At 40.4% G+C, this 22805-nt stretch carries 14 protein-coding genes and 3 tRNA genes; 9 read left to right on the plus strand and 8 right to left on the minus strand.

Annotated features, from left to right (window positions below; all coding sequences use genetic code 11):
- Positions 1-16: 16 nt before the first annotated feature.
- Positions 17-1150, minus strand: coding sequence for a type IX secretion system outer membrane channel protein PorV (porV, locus tag OA84_RS06110; RefSeq protein ID WP_039343841.1), 1134 nt, complete (start codon positions 1148-1150; stop codon positions 17-19).
- A gap of 27 nt (positions 1151-1177) precedes the next feature.
- Positions 1178-5071, minus strand: a complete 3894-nt coding sequence (gene porU, locus OA84_RS06115; RefSeq protein WP_039343843.1) for a type IX secretion system sortase PorU — start codon at positions 5069-5071, stop codon at positions 1178-1180.
- A 162-nt stretch (positions 5072-5233) separates the two neighbouring features.
- Here porU and gldJ point away from each other — a divergent pair, with 162 nt between their 5' ends.
- Positions 5234-6838 (plus strand): gliding motility lipoprotein GldJ, encoded by a 1605-nt coding sequence (gene gldJ / locus OA84_RS06120; protein WP_039343845.1) that lies wholly within the window; start codon positions 5234-5236, stop codon positions 6836-6838.
- Between the two features lie 62 nt (positions 6839-6900).
- The gene (locus OA84_RS06125; protein ID WP_039343846.1) at positions 6901-8175 is read left to right on the plus strand and encodes a UDP-N-acetylmuramoyl-tripeptide--D-alanyl-D-alanine ligase; all 1275 of its coding nucleotides are present in this window, start codon (positions 6901-6903) and stop codon (positions 8173-8175) included.
- Here the strand turns inward: OA84_RS06125 and OA84_RS06130 are convergent.
- Positions 8172-8777, minus strand: a complete 606-nt coding sequence (locus tag OA84_RS06130; protein WP_039343847.1) for an NUDIX hydrolase — start codon at positions 8775-8777, stop codon at positions 8172-8174. The two genes, OA84_RS06125 and OA84_RS06130, sit on opposite strands and share 4 nt — an antisense overlap.
- Before the next feature lie 32 nt (positions 8778-8809).
- Here OA84_RS06130 and OA84_RS06135 point away from each other — a divergent pair, with 32 nt between their 5' ends.
- A complete protein-coding gene (locus tag OA84_RS06135) occupies positions 8810-9196 on the plus strand; it encodes a hypothetical protein (RefSeq protein WP_039343848.1) in 387 nt (128 codons plus the stop codon).
- A gap of 51 nt (positions 9197-9247) precedes the next feature.
- Here OA84_RS06135 and OA84_RS06140 read toward each other — a convergent pair whose 3' ends face one another.
- The 4 genes from OA84_RS06140 to OA84_RS06155 all read right to left on the minus strand — a co-directional run bounded on the left by OA84_RS06140 (position 9248) and on the right by OA84_RS06155 (position 10474).
- Positions 9248-9943 (minus strand): ABC transporter ATP-binding protein, encoded by a 696-nt coding sequence (locus OA84_RS06140; protein ID WP_039343849.1) that lies wholly within the window; start codon positions 9941-9943, stop codon positions 9248-9250.
- 150 nt (positions 9944-10093) lie between these two features.
- Positions 10094-10167, minus strand: a tRNA-Arg gene (locus OA84_RS06145).
- A gap of 124 nt (positions 10168-10291) precedes the next feature.
- Positions 10292-10366, minus strand: a tRNA-Pro gene (locus OA84_RS06150).
- Between the two features lie 21 nt (positions 10367-10387).
- Positions 10388-10474: transfer RNA gene (locus OA84_RS06155), tRNA-Ser, on the minus strand.
- A 132-nt stretch (positions 10475-10606) separates the two neighbouring features.
- Here OA84_RS06155 and OA84_RS06160 point away from each other — a divergent pair.
- From OA84_RS06160 to OA84_RS06170, 3 genes are all read left to right on the plus strand, one after another.
- A complete protein-coding gene (locus OA84_RS06160) occupies positions 10607-11623 on the plus strand; it encodes an N-acetylmuramoyl-L-alanine amidase (protein ID WP_039343850.1) in 1017 nt (338 codons plus the stop codon).
- A gap of 87 nt (positions 11624-11710) precedes the next feature.
- Positions 11711-13114: an aspartate ammonia-lyase gene (gene aspA, locus OA84_RS06165; RefSeq protein ID WP_039343852.1), complete on the plus strand. Its 1404-nt coding sequence runs from the start codon at positions 11711-11713 to the stop codon at positions 13112-13114.
- A gap of 160 nt (positions 13115-13274) precedes the next feature.
- Positions 13275-16157, plus strand: coding sequence for a M16 family metallopeptidase (locus OA84_RS06170; RefSeq protein ID WP_039343853.1), 2883 nt, complete (start codon positions 13275-13277; stop codon positions 16155-16157).
- 289 nt (positions 16158-16446) lie between these two features.
- On the opposite strand, the gene OA84_RS06175 is transcribed toward OA84_RS06170, so the two are convergent.
- Positions 16447-18588: a S46 family peptidase gene (locus OA84_RS06175; protein WP_039343856.1), complete on the minus strand. Its 2142-nt coding sequence runs from the start codon at positions 18586-18588 to the stop codon at positions 16447-16449.
- Between the two features lie 189 nt (positions 18589-18777).
- Between OA84_RS06175 and OA84_RS06180 the strand changes: the two genes are divergently transcribed.
- The 3 genes from OA84_RS06180 to OA84_RS06190 all read left to right on the plus strand — a co-directional run bounded on the left by OA84_RS06180 (position 18778) and on the right by OA84_RS06190 (position 22711).
- A complete protein-coding gene (locus tag OA84_RS06180; protein WP_039343858.1) occupies positions 18778-19185 on the plus strand; it encodes a hypothetical protein in 408 nt (135 codons plus the stop codon).
- Positions 19186-19317: 132 nt separating this feature from the next.
- Positions 19318-21270, plus strand: a complete 1953-nt coding sequence (glgB, locus tag OA84_RS06185) for a 1,4-alpha-glucan branching protein GlgB (protein ID WP_039343859.1) — start codon at positions 19318-19320, stop codon at positions 21268-21270.
- A gap of 34 nt (positions 21271-21304) precedes the next feature.
- The gene (locus tag OA84_RS06190) at positions 21305-22711 is read left to right on the plus strand and encodes a glycogen synthase (RefSeq protein ID WP_039343861.1); all 1407 of its coding nucleotides are present in this window, start codon (positions 21305-21307) and stop codon (positions 22709-22711) included.
- Positions 22712-22805 lie beyond the last annotated feature (94 nt).

The following is a 22805-nucleotide window of genomic DNA, read 5'->3' on the forward strand; positions in this document are numbered from 1 at the left end:
TTTTAAATATTAATTTTTAGAAATCTGAATTTGCGGATGGTTCGCCGATATTCCACGTGAGACCAAATCTCAGCGTATTATCAAGTGCGGAATTTACTTTCGAAGTGTTGATGAGGTAAGACATATCCAAACCGAAAGACTGGTATTTCAAACCAATACCAACCGTTGCGTACTGTCGGCCGCCCTGCTCCGGACTTTCCTGAAAATAACCGGTGCGCAGAGCGAATGCATTGTCATATTCGTATTCCAAAGCGCCGCTGATCATGGTGCTTTTTGGGTTGCTGAAGGAATTACCGATGCCTTCGATAACACCAACATTCGGAACGTTTCCGGTTTCATCCGGTCCCGGAACAAGCAATTTTGATGCTTCCACACTTACGCCAACACGGTTCAGATCATCAATGTAAACATCGTAACCAGCGCCCAATCTCGCCATGGTCGGCAGGTAAGATCTTGATTCTTCATCACCGGTATAGTCGAGTCGTGGACCTAAATTCTGAATCGCAAAACCACCGCGTGCGCGGCCTTCGTAATCGCCGAAAGATTGATGTTTACGACCCTCGTAGTAGCCGGAGACATCTACCGCAAAAGAGTTTGCAGGTTTCAGGGTGTTGTCGGAACCAATTCCACCGGATAAATCGGAGCGGATGTATCGTCCGGTAACCGCCATTGAATAGGTGTCGGATAATTTCAATCCATAAGCCAAATCGAATGAAAATTCATTAGGCTTTATTGTTCCGCCCTGCTGAATTTCACCACCAACATAGCTTGTTAAGTCAACCGAACCCATATTGAAATAGTAGATACTTGCTGAAATGGTAGAGCGCTCTTCTTCACCCAAAAACTGGTGATATGCGCCATACAAAAGAAATACGTCGTTAGTAAGTTTATTCAGATAAGGGGTGTACGTAAACCCAACTGCAGACGTTGTTTTGCTGAAGGGATATTTTGCGGCATTCCAGAACTGCGAAAAAGCATCACTTGTCGTAGCAACGCCCTGATCTCCCATACCACCCGCGCGTGCGTCCGGCGAAATGCGGAGGAATGGTGCACCAGTGAGCACCGGCTGAATTCTACTGATCTGCTGCCCGAAAGTCAGCATTCCCATCCCCAATCCCAAGGTCAGGAAAACTTTTGTAGTTATTTTCATATAGTTTATTTTTTAAAATGTCTGTTTTTACTTCAATAAAACCATTTTTTCTACCGCGGTGGCGCTACCTTTACATTTGTCCTGGTTTTGGCTGCGCGCGAAAATTTTAAATATATAAGTGCCTTTTCCTACCGCATCGCCAAAATCATCTCTGCCGTCCCATTCAATTGCCGTTCTTGGTGTTCTGAAACCCTGTAAAAACGGTTCTGCGGTCACCACGTTACTCAAAGTTCGGACCAATTTGCCGGTTATGGTGTAAATCTGCACATTAACATCCAAAAGATCGTCGCAATTATGCTCAAACTGTACATATGTTTTGTTAGTGAAAGGATTGGGCCAATTTAAGAGTTTATTAACAATTAATTTCTGATCAGTTTCGTCCTTAACTATAAAGTTTAACGTAGTCGTGGTGGAATTATTGTTGATGTCCCAGACTTTAAACGTAAGTTGATGATTTCCGGGTTCCAAATTACGGAAAGGATAACTCACATTTCCTTTCTGATAATCCGAAAGTGACGGGTTTGTGCAGCCATTGCCATCACCGGAAAAATAGAAGTCATTTAAAACCACTGTTTCGATAATTTTGCCGTCCAAAATTACCGTTACATCATGGCCAATTCCTGCGCCGGTTGAATTTATTCCGGTATTATCGGTTACACACGCTAAAAAAAGCGGGTTTTGATCGGTAATTCCGCCATCGGCGAAATTGGTATTGTTCATGAATAAGCGGACTTTCGGAGGCTCCTGATCATTAATGCCCGCCGGATTAATTCCACCGATTTTTTGAGTTTGGTTTTCAAAAACATCGAATTGTTTGTTGTCTGCATATACCAACATTCTGCCGTTTCCGTCTTCATAGTTAATGTCTTTCGGCACATAAAATTCGACGCTAAAAGCACCATTTTTTGCGATTCCCGAAGATTTCACAATCGGGCTGCCTTCTTCGGTATAAATTAAAACCGGTGTTAAAAGCGGGCTGCCATCGTTGTTCAGTGTTTTCTTTTGAAGCCTTTTGTCGAAAATATTTACCGCAACTCTACCGTTGAAATTGGTGTCGATGCTTCCATCAGCTTTTTTGATATGTCCGTTAACTTTTACAAAATCCAGCGCGCGGATTTTATCTTTCACTGGCGAATCTATATTATCGATAGCGATTAGCCTTTCGGGACGGCTTAATTTTGACGCAGGATCACCCAAAAAATTTACTTTTAAATGGTCGGATGAAGGACCTTTTTCGATTTTTGCCTGTAAAAAGGAATCACCTAAATTTAAAAAATTATCGTTTTTAAGCTCGAAAATATGTTTGGTGAATATGGTAGTGAATTCTTCGCCGTAGCTTACACCAATCGCGCGGCTTGAGGTAATCATGGTTGCAGCACCGCCACGTTTTAATTTTATAACCTGTTCGCCCGCAGAAAAAGTTCCGGGATCATCCCAAAGCGTAAACTCGCACGTGATTGTAGAAACCAAAGGAAAGCGCGAATACACATTATTGAAGTTGCTGAAATTCTGGATTTGATCGATGGTTAAAACGCGTTCCTGCGCCCAACCATTAATACCACCATGACCAAAGTAGAAGAGATAAAGACTGTTTCCAACATCATTGGAAATCGCCTGGTTTACCTGCGGATAACGCTGACCGCCCGCGGAATTTTCAGCGGGAAAAGCATCGAGATATAATTTCCGGACATTATATTCACTTCGCTGGCCTTTTTCAAAAACATTTACCAAAGAAGCGTTCATGGTGTTGTGAAACGGTGTACCATTGTCCGCATCATCATCAACCACGAAATCAAGTTTCATTCGCCATTCACCAAACGGCGTCGACTGTCCAGGCAAAGCATTTTTATAGGCCAAAGTTTTATCTATTAAAAGCTGCGCTTCGGCAACATTTGCGGCGGGCAAGCGTCCGATCGGTAAATCGGGAAGCGTTGACGACAAGGAGGTAGAAGTTGTGGACTGCGGACTTGTCATCACGAAATAATCATCCGTAACGAAAGAATCGGAATAATTTCCGCTTTCTTCACTTTGATAACTCGGAACAATATCAGATCCCGGATAGGTTTTTCCCCGGAAGTCATAAGAAGTATCGCCAAGGAGAAAAATATATTTCAGTTTTTTTCCGGTGTTTAGCTTTGTTACAAAATCGCGGATACCTGTAATGTCTTTACTTCCGCTGCTGAACTCGTTGTAAACCTTATTTATATCAACTACTGCAACATTATATTTTCCGTCATAAGTTTTTGCTAAACGCTGCGCCTGCGCCGCCATTTCCGGCACTGTCAGCATCAAATAATCGATATTCTGAAGATTTGTTAAATCCTGGTTTTCAATTTTTCCGACAAAAAAAGGGATAAATGCCTCGGAATTTTTGAAAGCTACAAACTCATTCGAAAACTGTGGATTGTTGGCGGTGTAAGCAAAATTAAAATTTGAACCCGCGCTTTTGTTCGTTTTTTTAACGGCATTGGTGAGGTCCGAAACATCCCAAATCTGATCTAAAGCACCTGCATCGGAGAGGTTGAAGGTATATTTTTTTGCACTTCCGGCTTCAATATCGAAGCTGCGGAAATTCATTTGGGTATTGTTAAATTTTAAATCTTCCTTATACTGAACTTCAGCATAGTCGAAATAAAATTTACCATTTGGATTGCTGGAAGTGTCGGGAGTAAAATTGAAAGTAAGCTGCTTTCCCTGCAGGCTGGTTACTGTTCCGGAATAAATTATCGGCGCAAACTGCCTTCTGTCACTGGAAGAAAGCGAAAACGAACGCTCATTTTGGTTATTGATGTTAATGGAAATTTTATTTCCGGGTGATTGAAAACCGATAACACGACTGCGGTATTTAATTACGTCGGTCGGCTGAATTGATGAATTGGTGGTGAAACTCACCGATTTATTTCCGGTAAAAGCATCGCCGGCCCAGATGCGCCCGATTTTCATCAGGTTAAATTTTTCTTCGTTGAGGTATTGGAAAGCATCATAACGTGTAATTGTTTCACCACCCAATTCTTCGTCTGAAATCTGAACTCTTTTGCCGGCGCCTTTGTCGAAATTAATATAATAATAGGCGAAATCTTCGTAAATATTAATAACGTTCGCGGAAGCATCGGTGCGGGTCTCAATGCGTTTGTTGGCGTTGTAATTTGAGTTCGGTGAGGTTTTATAGAGGTTAAAACCGTGCGGTCCCTGTGCATAAAAAAGCGCGTAATCTTCTTCGTTCCAGACGCCATCGGTTTCGCCTACGACCTGAATTCCATTTTCCTGAAGTCCATCGTATCGGAAATCGCGGTTGTTTTCTGGCAACATCACACCGCCGTTACCGTAAATCCGGAAATTTTTAGGATTAAAAGAGGAAATATTTATACCGTTGTCACGCAGAAATTTCGAAGTTATTTTAAATATACCCGATTTATCAACCTTGATTTTATAGAACGTGCCGGATTTCAGCGGGTTTTCCGAATTTAAAAAATATGTCTGTGTAACGGCATATTTTTCACTGTTGGCTTCCTCAGTAATTTGAAAAGAAGTCAGGCGGTAAATATTTCCATTTTCAAATTTTAACGTTTCTACCCGAAAATTTGTAGTTTTTTCCTGAGAATATGGATTGGTGTAATTGCTGATATCAGATTTATTTTCAGTTGGTAAGCTGTAAAACTGAATGTCGAATAAATCTTTACTGGAAATTTTTTCCCATGAAAAATTGGTAATTTTCTTCGTTGTTCCGGTAAAAGGTTGCGACAGCCGGTAGGCAATGCTTGCATTTTCATAAGAAAAGCCTTTATCGGTAAAAAAGGGAACGGTAAATTTTTCGCTGCCGTAATCTAAAATTGTACTTCCCACCCAAGATATTTTAACCGTTTGTGAAAAAATTGCAGCATTCCACAGAAAGATTAGAAATAGAGTTAAAAAGCGTTTCATCAGCTGTTTGTTTACCTGCTACAAATTAAACAAAAAATTATAAATAGCGTGGTGATGCAATAAAATTAATTTGTTTGCGTTTTCCAAAAAAAAAGCAATTGAGAATTTGATTTATTAGATAATTTCTATTTTCTTTGTGCTTTGATAAATTTATAATGGACTATGAATAAAATAAAGTTGTTTTCATTAATGGCGATGACTTCTACCATGCTTTTAGTAAGCTGCGGAGGCGGTAATACTAAAAAAGGCGGTGGAACTAAACGTTTTACAAGTAAAACTGGCTGGAAACCGAACGATCAAAAAGGTTGGTTTTTCACTGGCAAACAACAAAAGCAGAAAGGATGGCCTGGAATGGTTTATGTGGAAGGTGGTACCTTTACCATGGGCTTAGTGAAAGATGATGTAATGCATGACTGGAACAATACTCCAAAAAGAATGCAGGTTAGTTCTTTCTTCCTCGGTGAAACCGAAATTACGAATTACGAATACCGAGAATATACCACATGGCTGAAATTTGTTTTTCCACCATCTGATCCGAGTTACAAAGATATTTACGCAGGAGCTTTACCCGATACTTTGGTTTGGAATAATGAACTTTCCCGTAATGATTTTGCGGAAACTTATTTCCGTTCACCTGAATTTGACTACTATCCTGTAGTAGGGGTTTCATGGTTACAGGCTTCACGATATTGTGATTGGTTAACTGACCGTGCTGCAGAAAAAACTTTGATGGATCAAGGTGTTATTTCAAAAGATTTGTACCTAAACGATGCAAATAACCAAGGTGCATCTGCTTTCAATATTGATAAATTCAAAAGCAGCGATCCAGAAATGGATGCTTACCTGAACCAGGAAAGATTGAAACAGAAAACCGGTATTAAAACCAGCAACGAGCGAATTTTAGCCGCGAATAGAAATGCAAATGCAAGTATTGTAACAAAATTCCGTTTACCAACAGAAGTTGAATGGGAATTTGCCGCTCTTGGAATGCAAAAAGAAAGAGAATATAACCTTTATACCAACAAACAGCCTGAAATTCAAAAATTGAAAGGTAAAAAAGGTAGAAATAAAGGAATGTATCTTGAAAATTTCAAACAGGGACGTGGTGATTATTCAGGCGTTGCTGGCTGGAAAAACGACGGTTCGCCAACAACTGCTGACGTTAAACAATATCCTTCAAATAACTTAGGTATTTACGGCATGTTCGGTAACGTTTCTGAATGGACTGCCGATGTGTACAGACCAATTATCGACGAGGAAGCGAGTGACTTCAATTATTTCCGAGGAAATGTAACCCGCGAAGTAGTGAAAAACGAAGACGGTTCCATCAAAAAAATCGAAGACGTGAAATTCGATACTTTAGCTGACGGCCGTTTGATTTACAAAGGTTTGCCTGGCCAATTTGAAAGAGAAGTTGTTGCGGACAGCAAAAACTATAGAGACGGTGATTTCCAGTCTTCATTAGATGCAGGCTACGGTAGAGAAGAAGACAGTTCTACTATTGGGTATAATATGTACAACTCGAAACAGAAAAGATTCTTTGTTGATGACCGTGGTCGTGTTATCGTAGAAAAAGACGATAAAATGAGAACTACACGCGTTTCTAACGATGTACGTGTTGTAAAAGGTGGCTCATGGTTGGATGCAGCTTACTGGCTTGATCCGGGACAAAGAAGATACCGCGATGAAGCAAAAGCGTACGGTTGGATTGGTTTCCGCGTAGCGCAGGATGCTAAATCAAATTCTAAAGGAAGAACAAAACGATAATAATTTGTTTATTTTATATAAAATCCCTCTTTTACAGAGGGATTTTTTTATTTTTGTGCCCTATGAATGCAGCCACCTTTTACCCGCTATTTTTACAGTGCAACAAAGTAACAATCGACAGCAGAAATATCGAGCTAAATGACCTCTTTTTTGCTTTTTCCGGGGAAACCTACAATGCGGCGCTAAAGGCAGAAGAAAGCATTCAAAAAGGCGCGCTAGCGGTAATTGTGGAAGATGAAAAATTTGCAGATTCGGAAAAAAATATATTCTTCGTTCCGTCCACGCTGCAGTTTTTACAGGATTTGGCGGTTCACCACAGAAACCAGCTTAAAATTCCCGTCATCGGACTAACCGGCAGCAACGGGAAAACCACGACTAAAGAGCTTATTCACGCAGTGCTTTCGCAAAAGTTCAAAGTGCAATACACTTCGGGAAATCTCAATAATCACATAGGTGTTCCATTAACGATTTTATCAATAAAACCGGAGCATGAAGTGGCGGTAATTGAAATGGGCGCAAATCATCAAAAAGAAATTGAGTTTCTGTGTACTTTGGCGCAGCCGAATATCGGTTACATTACCAATTTTGGCAAAGCACATTTGGAAGGTTTTGGCGGTTTTGAAGGTGTAATTAAAGGAAAATCTGAATTATATTCCTATTTAAAAGCTAAAAAACAAACCATTCTTGTCAACGAAAAAGATGCTTTACAGGCGGAAAAAACCGCTGATTATGAAACAAAAATTACTTTCGGTTTAGAAGCGTCCGATTACTATTTCGAACCTTATTCCTCGAACAATTTTGTCGGTTTTAAATATGGTGAAAACACGCTGCTTTCCAAACTTACCGGCGATTATAACTTTACAAACTTATGCGCGGCGGTTGCTTTAGGTTTTCATTTCGGAGTAAATTTAGACCACATAAAAACGGCAATTGAAAATTATACACCGACCAACATGCGGTCTCAAATCGTAGAGAAAAATGGTAAAATTTTAGTTTTAGACACCTACAACGCGAACCCAAGTTCGATGGTGGAATCGCTGAAAAATTTCACGAAATTCAATGGTACTAAAACGATAATAATCGGCGATATGTTGGAATTAGGTGAAGAATCAACCTCGGAACACAGCAAAATTTTAGCCTTCGCGGAAAGTCTTGATTTTGATGAAATTATTACCGTCGGGCCGATATTTCAAAGTGTAAATAGAACTGTTAACGCGTACGTAAACGCAGCAGAATTAGGTGAAAACGTAAAAAAAGCCCCAATTAGCTCGGAAAATATTTTGCTAAAAGGTTCGCGCGGAATTGCGTTAGAAAAAGTGCTGGATTTTATCGTTTAATTTAAACTCCAGTATTGATTTAAAATCAGTTTGATATTCTGGAAGGTATTTCCCAGAACCGTATTTTTTATTTCCTCTTCGTTTTTCCAGCAGACTTCAGAAATGCCTTCTTCAGTTTGCGGAACAGGTTCTGCCTCGCCTACATATTCTACCAAAAACCAATACGTTGTTTTCAGAATACGGTCGCCATTTCGTTCAGTATAAATGTGAAAAGTGGTGTTGAGAAATTCTTCTAAAATAAGTTCCTTCAGGCCGGTTTCTTCTTCAATTTCGCGCAATGCCGCCTGTTCAAGCGATTCACCTTTTTCGATTTTTCCCTTTGCTAAATCCCATTTTCCGAGTCGTCGGATAAACAGAATTTCCTTTTTGCTGTTGTGAACAATACCGCCGGCGGCTTCAATTACCTTGAACATATGCGTAAAATCTTCCCAGATTTCCTCGATGTCGTCGCCATAAATATTCAGTTCCGGACATGAGGTATTTTCCAGCAGATCCACCGCAATCTCAAGGGTAGCAAAGCCCTCAAATCTTAACTTTTTTTCAATATCACCGGGATATTTACTAATCGTTAATTTTTTTTCATTCACAAAAACTTTATACATTTGTAGGGCTTTAATAATACAAAAATATAAAAATGAATTTAGAAGGACGTAAGATAATTGTAAATAAATCTGCCGCCGAACTGGTGCAAATGTTAAAAAATCCAGAGGATTACCGCAGCTTAATGCCGGAAACTTTGCAGAATTTTGAAGCGCGTGGAGACGGCTTTAAATTCGGTCTGAAAGGCATGCCGGAAATTGCTTTGAAAATTGATGAGGTGAGTGAAAAGCAGGTTGTTTTAAAATCCGCCAGTTCCAGCCTGGATTTTTCTTTAACCGGCGTAATGAACCCGATCAATGAAAACCAAACCGAAGTTCAACTTTTATTTGAAGGAAAATTTAATCCTTTTATCAAAATGATGGTGGAAAAACCTTTGAACAATTTCCTCGGAACTTTAACCGACAATCTGGAAAAACTTTAAAAATCCCATTGAAAAACCTCAAAAAATAATCTGCTTTTTTGAGGTTTTTTTTTAATTTGTATAGTTTGAAAAAGCTTCTTCCAGGCTTGAATATTTTCCTTTAAACTCGTCGATCGACGAATCCTGAATAATTTGGCCCTGATGAATCAGAATAACACGTGAACACAGCGCCTCAACTTCCTGCATAATGTGCGTGGACAAAATCACCGTTTTTTCCTGTCCGATTTCTTTAATAACGTTTCTGATCTCAATGATTTGATTCGGATCCAAACCGTTTGTTGGTTCATCTAAAATCAGCAAATCCGGTGAATGCAAAATCGCCTGCGCGAGACCAACTCTTTGCTTAAAACCTTTTGAAAGTTGCGAAATTTTCTTTGATTTTTCGGGTGTAATTCCTACCAGATCGATGACTTCATCAATTCGGTTCGCATTAATTTTGTGAATATCGGCAACGAAAGCCAGATATTCTTTAATGTACATATCGTTATAAAGCGGATTATTTTCCGGCAAAAAGCCCATGTTTTTTTTCACCTCAATTTCATTTTCGGTGATATCAGCACCGTTGAATAAAATCTGTCCTTCATCAATTTTTAAAGCACCGACAATGGATTTCATCAAAGTTGATTTTCCCGCACCGTTCGGGCCTAAAAGTCCGATAATTTCCGCGGTGTTGATTTCAATATTAATGTCATTCAGCGCGGTTTGATGGCCAAATTTTTTAGTGAGATTGATGATTTGTAAAGACATGGAGGTGGAATAATTTGATGCAAATTTAGCAATTCCTGCCCAGTAATTTACGAGAGAAAATTTTAAATTTTTAGGCTAAATAGCGGCAAATTTTTGTAGAAGTGTATAGGTCTAAAAACAAAAAAGACCGAGAAAATCTCAGTCTTTTTGTGAGCGCGACAGGATTCGAACCTGTGACCGTCTGCTTAGAAGGCAGATGCTCTATCCAGCTGAGCTACGCACCCTTAGATTTTGTTTTAGTTTCAAATGGTAAAAATTTGCTGCTTTAACTGCATATTTTTTCATTTTAACCGGATACCCAACTTGGGTGATTGTAAACTCCTTTGGGAAAATGGAGTTTAATAAAAGTCGGGGCGGCAGGATTCGAACCTGCGACCTCCTGGTCCCAAACCAGGCGCGATGACCGGACTACGCTACGCCCCGAGAATTTTTTGACAGTTGTTGCGGAGAGTAAGGGATTCGAACCCTTGGTACCGTTTCCAGTACGCATGTTTAGCAAACATGTCCTTTCGGCCTCTCAGGCAACTCTCCTTTGCAATTTTTTAAAGAGCTTCTTTTCTGTAATTGCGAGTGCAAATATAAAAGAGTTTTAGTAATAATCCAAAGATTTTTCCTAAAAAATATTCGTATTTTTACCTCTAAATTCAAATTATAAAGAAATTTATGCGTAATTCGTTAGCTTTCATATCCTTAGGTTTTTTAATAATTTCGTGTGGAACACAAAAAACTCCACAGAATGTTCAAACAAAGCCCACTTTACCCAAAGTCGCACCGGCAAAGACCGCAGAAGCGCCGCCAAGACCAAAAATTCACCGCGAGAGTGGTGAAGATTTTTTTCGGGATAATATCGCTGATATCACTAAAAATGATAATACCATCAGTTACGGTTCCATCGTTTCGGCAGAACCGCAACGCTATAAAGTGGTGAAGACTTTTTTCCCTGCTATAGCACAGAATTTTCGCCAAAAATATATCATCCTACATTATACGGCTTTAGACGAAGATAAATCAGTTACGGTGCTTACGCAGCAAAGCGTAAGCGCGCATTACCTGGTTAATGACCAGAACGACCGCGAAATTTATCAGTTGGTCGATGAAAATAAACGTGCCTACCATGCCGGAATCAGCGCATGGAGAAACGATAAAAGTCTTAATGACACTTCGATCGGAATTGAAATCGTAAACAGTGGTTATAAAGTGGATTCTTCCGGAACTAAAGTATTTCCTGATTTTTCGCCGTCACAGGTTCAGAAAATTGCAGCTTTGGTAAAAGATATCGCCACGCGTTATATGATTCCGCCGACTAATATTTTAGCACATTCCGATATTGCACCGACCAGAAAGTCCGATCCGGGACCGAAATTTCCATGGAAACAGCTTTACGAAGAACATCAGATCGGAATGTGGTACGATGAAGGAGCAAAGCAGGTTTTTTACGACTCCGCGGTTTTAGAAGATTATGCACTTCAAATGACGGTTCCATCTTTTGTTTTTAAAATTCAAACGGCGCTGAAAAATTTCGGTTACGATATTTTACCAAACGGAACGTATGATGACGCCACGAAAAAAACCGTGGAAGCTTTCCAGTACCATTTCCGTCCGCAGAATTATAATGGTTTAATGGATGCTGAAACCTGGGCGATCCTGCAGGCTTTAAACCAAAAATATCCGGTTAAATAACCCTTTTTTTGCAAATTTCTGAAGCTTAAAAGCGGCAGAATAAATACAATTTTAATATAAATAGAAAATTAAAACTTTTCAAAGATTATGGAAGATTTCAGAATAGAAAGTGATTTGTTAGGTCCTTTAAATGTTCCTGTTAGCGCCTATTACGGAGTTCAAACGCAGCGCGCAATTGAGAACTTCAAGATTTCCGGCCAAAAACTTTCTTCGTATCCACATATGATCAACGCGTTGGCTGCGGTGAAAAAAGCTGCCGCAAAAACCAATTACGAATTGGGCTTGCTGGACGAAAATTTGTACCTCGCCATCGCCGAAACCTGCGACGAAATTATTTCCGGCAATCTGCACGAAGAATTCCCGATTGATATGATCCAGGGCGGCGCCGGAACTTCGGTGAATATGAACGCCAATGAAGTCATCGCAAACCGCGTCATCGAAAAATTAGGCCACCAGAAAGGCGAGTACAGCTACTGTTCGCCGAACGACCACATCAATCTTTCACAGTCCACCAACGATGCTTACCCAACGGCGCTGAAAATGGCTTTGCTGGCGATGAATGCCGAACTGGTGAAAAAACTGGTAAAAATCGTTGCGGCTTTCCGTGAAAAAGGAAAAGAATTTTCTTCCGTCATTAAAATGGGACGAACACAGCTGCAGGATGCGGTTCCGATGAGTTTAGGTCAGGAATTCGAAGCCTTTGCAGCAACTTTAGAAGAAGATATTTCCAAACTAAATAACAACGCCAATCTTTTCGTTGAAATTAATATGGGCGCAACGGCAATCGGTACGGGACTTAACGCGCCGGTCGGTTACGCGAATCTGTGTGCTAAAAATTTAGCCCAAATTACTGGTCACGCCATCGTTTCTGCACCAAATTTAGTTGAAGCTACTCCGGATACCGGTTCTTACGTTATTTATTCGTCAGCATTGAAAAGGTTAGCCGTAAAACTTTCCAAAATTTGTAATGATTTGCGCTTACTTTCTTCCGGCCCAAGAGCAGGATTTTTTGAAATTAACTTGCCGCCGATGCAGCCCGGCTCTTCAATTATGCCCGGAAAAGTAAATCCGGTAATTCCGGAAGTGGTAAATCAGGTGTGTTATAAAGTCATCGGCAACGATCTTACCGTTACTTTCGCGGCAGAAGCCGGACAATTGCAATTAAATGTAATGGAACCTGTGCTTTCACATTCCATTATGGAAAGCATCAATTTCCTTGGAAATGCTTTGGATACGCTGCGCGAAAAATGCATCACCGGAATCACCGCAAACAAAGATGTCTGCCTGAATATGGTGCGAAACAGTATCGGAATTGTAACCGCTTTAAACCCGTATATCGGTTATAAAAATTCCACCGAAATTGCCAAAGAAGCTTTGGAAACGGGTAGGAGCGTGTATGATTTGGTGCTGGAACGCGGCATTCTTTCCGAAGAAAGAATTAACGAAATTTTAGATCCGGAAAATATGCTGAGACCGCATTTACCGATGTAAAATTTCTTTTATCATAAAAAGCGCGCCGCATTTGTTTCACCAAAAAATGACAACAAATACAGCGCGTTTTTTGGTTTTAAAAAATCAAAAAATTACCGCTTATTTAGCCCAAAATTTTAATTTTTAAAATAAGCAGAAATAAAATTAACGAAAACAACTTATGTTTGAAAACAGCAACAGCACACCGGAATATAAAACCATAAAATTAACCGATAAAGCAGGTAATTTTTACGAAACGGTAACCAACGATAAAAACGGTGTACGCATTTATACTTTAAAAAATGGTTTGAAGGTTTTTCTCGCGAAAAATGACGACGCACCGAAAATCCAAACCTATATTCCCGTGCGTACCGGCAGCAATAACGATCCTGCGGACAATACCGGTTTGGCGCATTACCTGGAACATATGATGTTTAAAGGAACATCGAAACTAGCGAGCGCCGACTGGGAAAAGGAAAAACCGCTTTTGGATGAAATCGCGGCACTTTACGAGCAGCATAAAGCTGAAAATGATCCCGAAAAAAAGAAAGCAATTTACCGTAAAATTGATTATATCTCCCAGGAAGCCAGCAAATATGCCATCGCAAATGAATATGACAAAGCGATTTCTTCGCTCGGCGCTTCGGGAACGAACGCGCATACCTGGCTTGATGAAACGGTTTACAAAAATAATATCCCAAATAATGAGCTGGAAAAATGGCTGAAAGTTGAAAAAGAGCGTTTTTCGGAACTTACTTTGCGCTTATTTCACACTGAACTGGAGTCTGTTTATGAAGAGTTTAACCGCGCACAGGACAATGACGCGCGACTGGTGAATTACGAGATGATGGATGCGCTTTTTCCAAATCATCCGAACGGGCAGCAAACCACCATCGGCAAACCTGAACATCTGAAAAACCCCTCGATGCGGGCAATTCACAAATATTTTGATGAATATTATGTGCCCAATAATTACGCGATGGTTTTGGTCGGCGATTTAGATTTCGAAAAAACAATTGCGCTGGTCGATCAATATTTTGGCAGTTTTGAATACAAAGAGTTACCGAAAAAAGAAAAAATAGAAGAAGCACCACTCACCGAAATTGTAGAAAAAGTGGTGAAAAGCCCGTCTGCTGAACGGCTGCATCTCGCGTGGCGCAGCGATTCCGCAGGCACCGAAACCTCTCGCCTTGCCAATATGGTGGCAAATATTTTAAGCAATTCCGGTGAAACCGGTTTAATTGATATCAACATCAACCAAAGTCAAAAAGCGCTGCGCGCGATGGCTTTCGATATGGCTTTTAAAAATTACGGCAGCTTTTCGCTGATTAATGTTCCGAAAAATGACCAGACTTTAGACGAAGCAAAACAGCTTTTGCTAAACCAGATCGAGTTGGTTAAAAAAGGTGATTTTGAAGATTGGCTGATTCCGGCGATCATCAACGACATGAAAATCCAGCGCATGAAAATGTTTGAAACCGCCGACGGTCTTGCTACTGCGCTGTACGGAATTTACATTAACGACACGACTTGGGAAGAGGAACTGAACGAAATCAACGAATACGAGCAGATTACAAAAGCGCAAATCGTGGATTTTGCCAAACAATTTTTCCGCGATAATTATGTGGTGATCAGAAAAGAAAAAGGTGAAAATGACAAATTGGTTCGCGTAGAAAATCCCGGAATTACGCCGATAAAGCTGAACCGCGATGTTCAGTCGGATTTTCTTAAAGAACTTCTTCAGGAAAAATCTGCTGATATCACGCCCAATTTTATCGATTATAACGCTGAAATTTTAACCGAAAAAATCGGTGATAAAACGGTGAGTTTTGTAAAAAATAAATACAACAATATTGCGCAGGTACATTTTATTTTTCCGTTTGGCAGCGATCACGATAAAAAATTGGTTTTAGGGACGCAGGTTTTACAATATTTGGGAACTCAAAATCTCAGTGCTGAAGCGCTGAAAGAAGATTTTTTCAAACTGGGAATCAGCAATGATTTCCGAACATCGAAAGATCAGCTTCAAATTTCTTTAAGTGGTTTGGAAGAAAATATGGCGGCGGGAATTGAACTTTTAAAAAACTGGCTGCAAAACGCGAAACCTGATCAGGAGGTTTATGAAAAAAATGTTGAAACCATTTTGGAAAGCCGCCAGGTTGCGAAAAAAAATAAAGACCGCATTATGACCGCGCTGAGCAATTACGCGAAATACGGTAAAAATTCGCGCTTTTCGGATGTTTTATCCGAAGCTGAATTGAGAGCGATAGATTCGGTGGAAATGACCGAAAAAATGAAGGATTTGCTTAAAATGCCGTACGAAATTTTCTTCTACGGTGAAGATTTTTCAAGCTTTAAAGAGTACGTTCATCCGTTTGTGGAAAACGCAGCTTTGCCAATTCCAGAACGAAAAATTTATCCCGAACCGGCGACGGATAAGAAGGTATATTTTACAAGCTACGACATGGTTCAAACTGAAATCAGCAGAGTGGCGAAAGGTCCGAATGTGAACATCCGAAACTTTGGAAAAGTAAATGTTTTTAATGAATATTTCGGGCGCGGACTGTCGTCAATCGTTTTTCAGGAAATTCGCGAAAGCAAGAGTTTAGCGTATTCGGCTTATGTTTCCTATTCTGCGAACGGCGAGCTCAATCATCCGGATTACATCACCACATACATCGGAACGCAAACCGACAAACTGGCGGAAGCGGTGAATGCGATGGAAGATTTAATGGCAGATTTACCACAAATTCCGGCGCAGTTTCAGAACGCTAAAAATTCGGCTTTAAAACAGATTGCGGCGGGAAGAGTTAACCGCACCAACATATTTTTTAACCGTTTAAACCTGAAAAAATTGCAGATTGACTATGATTTGCGGAGAGATATGTATCAGGAAATTCAAAGTTTAACACTTGAAGATCTTACGGATTTTTACAATAACCAAATGAAACCGCTGCAATACAATACCGCGATTTTAGGTAAAAAAGAAAACCTGGATTTTACGGCGCTGAAAGGTTTAGGAGAATTTCAGGAGCTGACTCTGGAAGAAATTTTCGGTTATTAGAAGAGAAAAATTAGCCGTTAAAAGCGGCTTTTTTTTTAAAATTATAAAATGGGTGATTTCACTTTAAAACTTTGGGCGTTTTTCGCTAGAGCCGTCACTTCTTTTTTGACGAAGTTTGTAAGGCAGTAGAGGTATCTTTTTAGATATTGCACAAAAAACACAAACTGATAGTGATGAAAACCACGATTCCGGATTATTATCCGGAATTTTTTTTGGCAAAATCTGGTCATTTAAGGCCGAAAAAACCTCGAAGAAAATCTTCGAGGTTTTATTAAATTGTGGAAATGGTTTATTTTACAATTTTCATTTCTTTTAAAAGCCATTTTGCATCAGCGTATTTATCAACGATGAACAGAATATATTTCGTGTCCACCATGATATTTCGGCTGAAACGCGGATCGAAATTAATGTCGCTCATCGTTCCTTCCCATTGTCTGTCGAAATTCAGTCCGATTAAATTTCCGTTCGCATCAAGCGCCGGACTTCCGGAATTTCCACCGGTTGTATGGTTTGTCGCGGTGAAGTTCACCGGAACATCGCCGGTTTTGTCTTTGTAGACGCCATAATCTTTCGCGTTGTATAAATTCACCAATTTTTTCGGTACATCAAATTCATAATCTCCAGGCACATATTTTTCCATCACACCTTCAAGATGCGTCTGGTAGCCGTAGTATACTGCGTCTCTCGGGTTCGAACCTTTCACCTGACCGTAAGTTACACGCAAAGTAGAGTTCGCATCCGGGAAGAATTTTCGGTCTTTGTCGGTTGCCATTTGCTGCGTCATAAACTTTGTTTGCAAAGCATCAATTTTAGTCTGAAGTTCCGCGTATTTTCCGTCAGTTGTCGTCATATAAGCTTCGCGCATTGCAGACGCCCACTGGATAATCGGATCATTTTTCAGGTTTTTAATGAGCTCTTTCGGGTTTTCAAAAACCTTATCGATATTCGAAATTGTAGTCGCACCGTTGATGCTTCCGCGTCCCGTAACCACCGAGTTTTTAGACCAACCCTCGACGATTTCGAGATTTCGGTTGACATCTTTTAGCTGGCTGAAATTGTTCGGAAGGAATTTTTCCGGAGTTTTTGCCGCATAAAGCGCCAATAATTCTGCAGTTACTTTAGCATCGAGCTCGCCGCTGTAATCCTGGTAGATATTAGATAATCTGCTTTTAAAACTTGCCATTGCCTGATCCGTCATTTTTCCTGCTTCATACGTTTGAATGAAATTCAGGAAATGATTCGCCAATGCCAAAGTTTCCGCATTTCGCGTAACTTCAGAATAATAAGCGCGGTTCAGAGCGTACGGCGCCTGCTCGGTGTACAACTGGTTCAGCTGATCGATGGTGGTTTTAATCTGAGGATTTTTTGCGATCAATGATTGTTCATATTTCTGCTTTTTACCCACCGCGTCAGATTTTTTCAAACCTTCCACTTCACCAATCCATTTTTTCCAGTAATTGGCTACAGAAGCGTATTTTGAAGCATATTTAATGCGCGTTTCGTTGTCGGTACGCATTTTTTCATTCAGCGTTTTCAGCGCAACTTCACGAACGGAAATCATTGCAGGATCAATTTCGGTCATGATTTTTTCTACCGCAATTGCCGGTAAATATTCGGTCGTTCTGCCCGGAAAGCCAAAAACGAAAGTAAAGTCGTTTTCCTGCTTGTCTTTAATGGAAACCGGCAGGAAATATTTCGGTTTGTACGGAATGTTGTCTTTGGAATATTCCGCAGGTTTGTTGTTTTTGTCGGCGTAAATTCGGAACATCGAAAAATCTCCGGTATGTCTTGGCCAAACCCAGTTATCGGTGTCGGAACCAAATTTACCAATGGAGCTTGGCGGCGCGCCTACCAAACGGATATCTTTGTAAGTTTCAATGATATACGCGTAATATTTATTTCCGTAATACACCGGTTTTATGACCACTTTTTGCCACGGTTCCAGCTTAAAACCAGCTTTTACATTTTCGAGATTTTTATTGATGAGGTCTTCCGCAGCTTTTCCGGTAAGCTTTTGCGTTCCAGCCAAAACGGGACCTGTAACTTCTTTGATGTCTGCGATGAAATCTACCGTTACACCGGGATTCGGCAATTCACCGTTCATATCTTTAGCCCAGAAACCGTCGGTCAAATAATCGTGTTCTACCGAAGAATGCTTTTGAATTTGACCGTAACCACAGTGGTGATTTGTTAAAAGCAAACCTTGTGGTGAAATAATTTCGGCGGTACAACCTCCATTAAACTGCACAACGGCATCTTTAATACTCGGTTTTGAAGGATCGAAAATATCTTTAGCAGAAATTTTCATTCCTAAATCTTTCATTTCTTTCTCATTAAGCTCTGTCGGAATCCACATTCCACCGTACTGTTGCGCAAAAGCCATCACAGCCGGAAAAAGTATTGCCGAAAGCAAAATATTTTTTCTATTCATTATTAAAAATTTCCCTAAAAATAAGAAATTTATATTTCACAGAAAATACCTGCTTTTTGCCCCAAATTTTCGGTTTTGCAAAACCAAAAAAAACACCGTTTTAAGCCGGAATTTTTTTAGTGTAAATCTTTTGCACAATAATTGGTGCTTCATTAAAACCGAAAAAACCATCATTTAACACCGAAAAAAATGGCAGAACTTTTATCGCAGCTTGTTTGGCTTTTTGTGCTTGCAATTCCCGTCGCGTGTGTCGCGTGGACCGTTACCCATGAAGAAATTTTCCGTGAACCGCGGGAATTTTGCGTGGAAAAATCGAAAAATTCCGACACGCTTTTAAAAAGGAAATTCTTTTACCTTTTCACCTGCGAATATTGCTTCAGCCATTATGTGACGGCGATTTTTCTTATTATTACCAAATATCAACTTCTGTTTGATGACTGGCGCGGTTATCTTATTTCTTTTTTCGCGCTTGTGCTGGTTGCCAATTTATATATGACGCTTTTTGGCTTGTTGAGACAGAATTTAAAAGCTGAAAAAATTGAAGCTAAACTGAAGGATAACGAGTGGCGCGAGGTGAAAGAAGAGAAAAATCTGTAAACGAGCGAGGTTAAAATTTCGCTTTTTTTGCTCAAAAAGCTCCTTTTTTTTAGATATATTTGATGGTGCAATTAATGTTGTACCAAAAAGCTCCTGTTTCAGCTGAAAATAACCTTTCAAAATTCTTTTGTCATGGAAAATGTACTTCCTTATTCCTTATTTACCGACGATGATATTTATCTTTATAGGGAAGGAACGCATTACCGCCTGTACGAAAAATTTGGGTCACATTCCGTAACTGTTGATGGCGCTGAAGGTGTATACTTTGCTGTGTGGGCGCCATTTGCAAAAGAGGTTTCGGTAATCGGTGATTTTAATGAATGGAACTCTGAAACGCACCGTTTGTTTCCGCGCTGGGACAGTTCCGGCATTTGGGAAGGTTTTATCGAAGGTTTGAACTGGGGTGATACTTACAAATACGGTATTCGCACCAAAGATGATATTTTGCTGGAAAAAGGCGATCCTTTTGCGCTGAGCTGGGAACAGAATGTTCAGGCAAGTTCTCTAATTTCAACAACATATTTCGATTGGACCGATAAAAATTGGCTGGAAAAACGGCAAAAAAGAAACTCGCTGGAAGCACCGATTTCTGTTTATGAAATGCACTTGGCTTCCTGGATGCGCGGAACGGACGATCCCGACCGGTTTTTCAGCTATCGTGAAATTGCGGAAAGACTCGTGCCTTACATCAAAAAAATGGGCTTTACGCACGTAGAATTTATGCCGGTGATGGAGTATCCGTACGATCCGAGCTGGGGATATCAGGTGACCGGTTTTTTTGCGGCAACTTCGCGTTTCGGTTCGCCGCAGGATTTAATGTTTTTAATTAACGAACTGCACCGCAACGATATCGGTGTTTTTTTGGATTGGGTGCCGTCTCATTTTCCGGGCGATGCTAATGGTCTTCATTTTTTCGACGGCACTTTTTTATATGAGCACGAAGATCCGCGCAAAGGTTTTCATCCCGACTGGAAATCATATATTTTTAATTACGGCCGGCCTGAAGTAAAATCTTTCCTCATCAGCAACGCCATGTTTTGGCTGGACCGTTATCACGCTGACGGTTTGCGCGTTGATGCTGTTACCTCAATGCTTTATCTGGACTATTCCCGAAATGAAGGTGAGTGGGAACCGAATATTTATGGTGGAAATATCAACCTGGAAGCGAAAGCTTTTCTGCAGGATTTCAATAAAGCTGTGTACGGCGCTTATCCCGATATTATGACCATTGCGGAAGAAAGTTCAGATTTTCCGCTGCTTACAAAACCTGTGCACGACGGTGGCGTTGGTTTCGGTATGAAATGGATGATGGGCTGGATGCACGACGCGCTGGATTATTTTAAAAAGGAACCCGAAAGCCGAAAATTTGAGCATAATAAACTCACTTTCAGTTCGGTGTATGTATATAATGAAAATTACATGATGCCGCTTTCGCATGACGAAGTGGTGCACGGCAAAGCGAGTCTCATCTATAAAATGCCTGGCGACGAATGGCAAAAATTTGCCAATTTAAGGGCGTTATTTTTACATATGTTTACCAATCCAGGAGCAAAACTGCTTTTTATGGGGAACGAATTTGCGCAGACGAGCGAGTGGAGGTTCCGCCATAGTTTAGATTGGCATTTGCTGGAATATCCGCTGCACAAAGGAATGCAGACTTTGGTGAAAGATCTTAATCATCTTTATCGAACGGAAACTTCGCTTTACGAAAACAATTTTTCACCCGAAGGTTTTGAATGGGTGGAAGCCAATGACGACAACAATTCCGTTTATATTTATTTGCGAAAAGCGAAAGCGGAAGCTGAGGTCATGATGGTTGTACTAAATCTTAAACCACATGTTTATCCGTACAAAATTGGTGTAAATGAAGGAACAAACTGGAAAGTCTTGTTGAATTCCGACGACGAAAAATATGGTGGAAGCGGCGTTGAGGCAACCATTTTAGACGAGCAGGATGATGAATGGATGTTTAGACCAAATTCTATAATTTTAGAATTACCGCCTTTGGCCGGTGTTATTTTAAAGCAAATTTTACCTGCTAAAACAGCAGAAAATCCGGAATTGGAAAAACCTGAAAAAACCTGATTTTAGACGTCAAAAAAATTCAGCTTGTACTTTTATGAAGATTTTCCACCTCTCTATCGAATGTTATCCCGTTGCCAAAGTTGGAGGTCTGGCAGATGTGGTGGGAGCTTTACCGAAATATCAGAATCAAATTGAAGATGTGGAAGCAAGCGTCATCATGCCGTGGTACAACAAACCTTTTGTGCACGAACATGAGTTTGAAACTGTTTTTACCGGCTGGATTCATGAATTTGACCAGACTTTGGAGGTTAATATTCTGAAAGAAAAATCGAAAGTTTTAGGATTTGACCTTTATCTCGTAAAAATTCCTGGGCTTTTAGACCGTGACAATCCGTACGGTTATTGGGATGAAAGTCAGCAGTTTCTGGCTTTTCAGCACGGCGTTTTGCATTGGCTGTCACAGATGAAAATCCGGCCGGATGTTTTGCATTGCCACGATTACCACACGGGTCTGGTGCCTTTTATGGTGGAACATTGCCCGGAATTTTCGTTTTTAAAAGGTATAAAAACCGTCGGAACCATTCACAATGGCGAATATCAAGGTCATATGACCTGGGAAATGGCGAAGTTTTTTCCTTGGTTTGACGGTACAAAACGTGGCTTGCTCGATTGGGATGGTTTGATAAATCCTTTGGCGACGATGATTAAATGTTGCCATGCTTTCAACGCGGTTTCTGTTGGTTATCTGGCGGAACTTTACCATAATTTCCGCGGTTTAGAAACTCTTGTTCAGCACGAACACGCCAAAGCTTTTGGTATTATTAATGGCATCGACACCGAAGTTTGGGATCCCCAGACCGATGCTTTTCTGGATTTTAATTACGGAAAACAAACTGCCGCACACGGAAAATTTCAAAATAAAAAAGCGCTGTGCGAAGAATATGGTTTAAATCCCGACTTGCCGCTTATTTCCTTTATCGGGCGTTTTGCCATTGAAAAGGGAGCAGATCTTTTACCTGAAATTGTGCGAAAAAGTATTCAGGAAACTTTCGGTGCGGTGAACATCATGATTCTCGGTTCCGGCGATAAAAATATCGAAAATCAGCTTTCCGGATTGTCTTATCATTTCTCGAATTTCGCGCTGGAATTGGGTTATAAAGAATCTCTGTCACACACAATTTACGCTTCATCCGACTTTCTTTTGATGCCGTCGCGCGTGGAGCCCTGCGGACTCAACCAGATGTATGCAATGCGCTACGGAACGGTGCCGATTGTGCGTTACACCGGCGGTTTACGCGACACTGTAGAAGATGTTTCCACTGGCGGCAGCGGCTTGAATTTTACCGAAGCCAACGCTAATTCTGCGGTGCACGCCATCCATCGGGCGTTGCATATTTTTTATCAAAGAGATTTGATGAGAAGTTTGGTGCATTCCAACATGAGTTTTGATTTCTCTTGGGAAAAATCTGCTGAGAAGTATTTGGAAATGTATAAAATTTAGGCATTTTAACGGCAAATTTTTATTAAATAAAAATTGGAAAAAAAGCCCGAAATAACCCGGAAAAAAGGCTTTTAAAAAAAGTTGTGGTACCAAA

This window comes from Kaistella solincola (genome assembly GCF_000812875.1).
Taxonomy (GTDB): domain Bacteria; phylum Bacteroidota; class Bacteroidia; order Flavobacteriales; family Weeksellaceae; genus Kaistella; species Kaistella solincola.

What these genes read in the sequence shown, in the direction of transcription:
- porV (WP_039343841.1), bottom strand. Translation starts at nt 1,150, where the DNA reads ATGAAAATAACTACAAAAGTTTTCCTGACCTTGGGATTGGGGATGGGA.
- porU (WP_039343843.1), bottom strand. Translation starts at nt 5,071, where the DNA reads ATGAAACGCTTTTTAACTCTATTTCTAATCTTTCTGTGGAATGCTGCA.
- gldJ (WP_039343845.1), top strand. Translation starts at nt 5,234, where the DNA reads ATGAATAAAATAAAGTTGTTTTCATTAATGGCGATGACTTCTACCATG.
- OA84_RS06125 (WP_039343846.1), top strand. Translation starts at nt 6,901, where the DNA reads ATGAATGCAGCCACCTTTTACCCGCTATTTTTACAGTGCAACAAAGTA.
- OA84_RS06130 (WP_039343847.1), bottom strand. Translation starts at nt 8,777, where the DNA reads ATGTATAAAGTTTTTGTGAATGAAAAAAAATTAACGATTAGTAAATAT.
- OA84_RS06135 (WP_039343848.1), top strand. Translation starts at nt 8,810, where the DNA reads ATGAATTTAGAAGGACGTAAGATAATTGTAAATAAATCTGCCGCCGAA.
- OA84_RS06140 (WP_039343849.1), bottom strand. Translation starts at nt 9,943, where the DNA reads ATGTCTTTACAAATCATCAATCTCACTAAAAAATTTGGCCATCAAACC.
- OA84_RS06160 (WP_039343850.1), top strand. Translation starts at nt 10,607, where the DNA reads ATGCGTAATTCGTTAGCTTTCATATCCTTAGGTTTTTTAATAATTTCG.
- aspA (WP_039343852.1), top strand. Translation starts at nt 11,711, where the DNA reads ATGGAAGATTTCAGAATAGAAAGTGATTTGTTAGGTCCTTTAAATGTT.
- OA84_RS06170 (WP_039343853.1), top strand. Translation starts at nt 13,275, where the DNA reads ATGTTTGAAAACAGCAACAGCACACCGGAATATAAAACCATAAAATTA.
- OA84_RS06175 (WP_039343856.1), bottom strand. Translation starts at nt 18,588, where the DNA reads ATGAATAGAAAAAATATTTTGCTTTCGGCAATACTTTTTCCGGCTGTG.
- OA84_RS06180 (WP_039343858.1), top strand. Translation starts at nt 18,778, where the DNA reads ATGGCAGAACTTTTATCGCAGCTTGTTTGGCTTTTTGTGCTTGCAATT.
- glgB (WP_039343859.1), top strand. Translation starts at nt 19,318, where the DNA reads ATGGAAAATGTACTTCCTTATTCCTTATTTACCGACGATGATATTTAT.
- OA84_RS06190 (WP_039343861.1), top strand. Translation starts at nt 21,305, where the DNA reads ATGAAGATTTTCCACCTCTCTATCGAATGTTATCCCGTTGCCAAAGTT.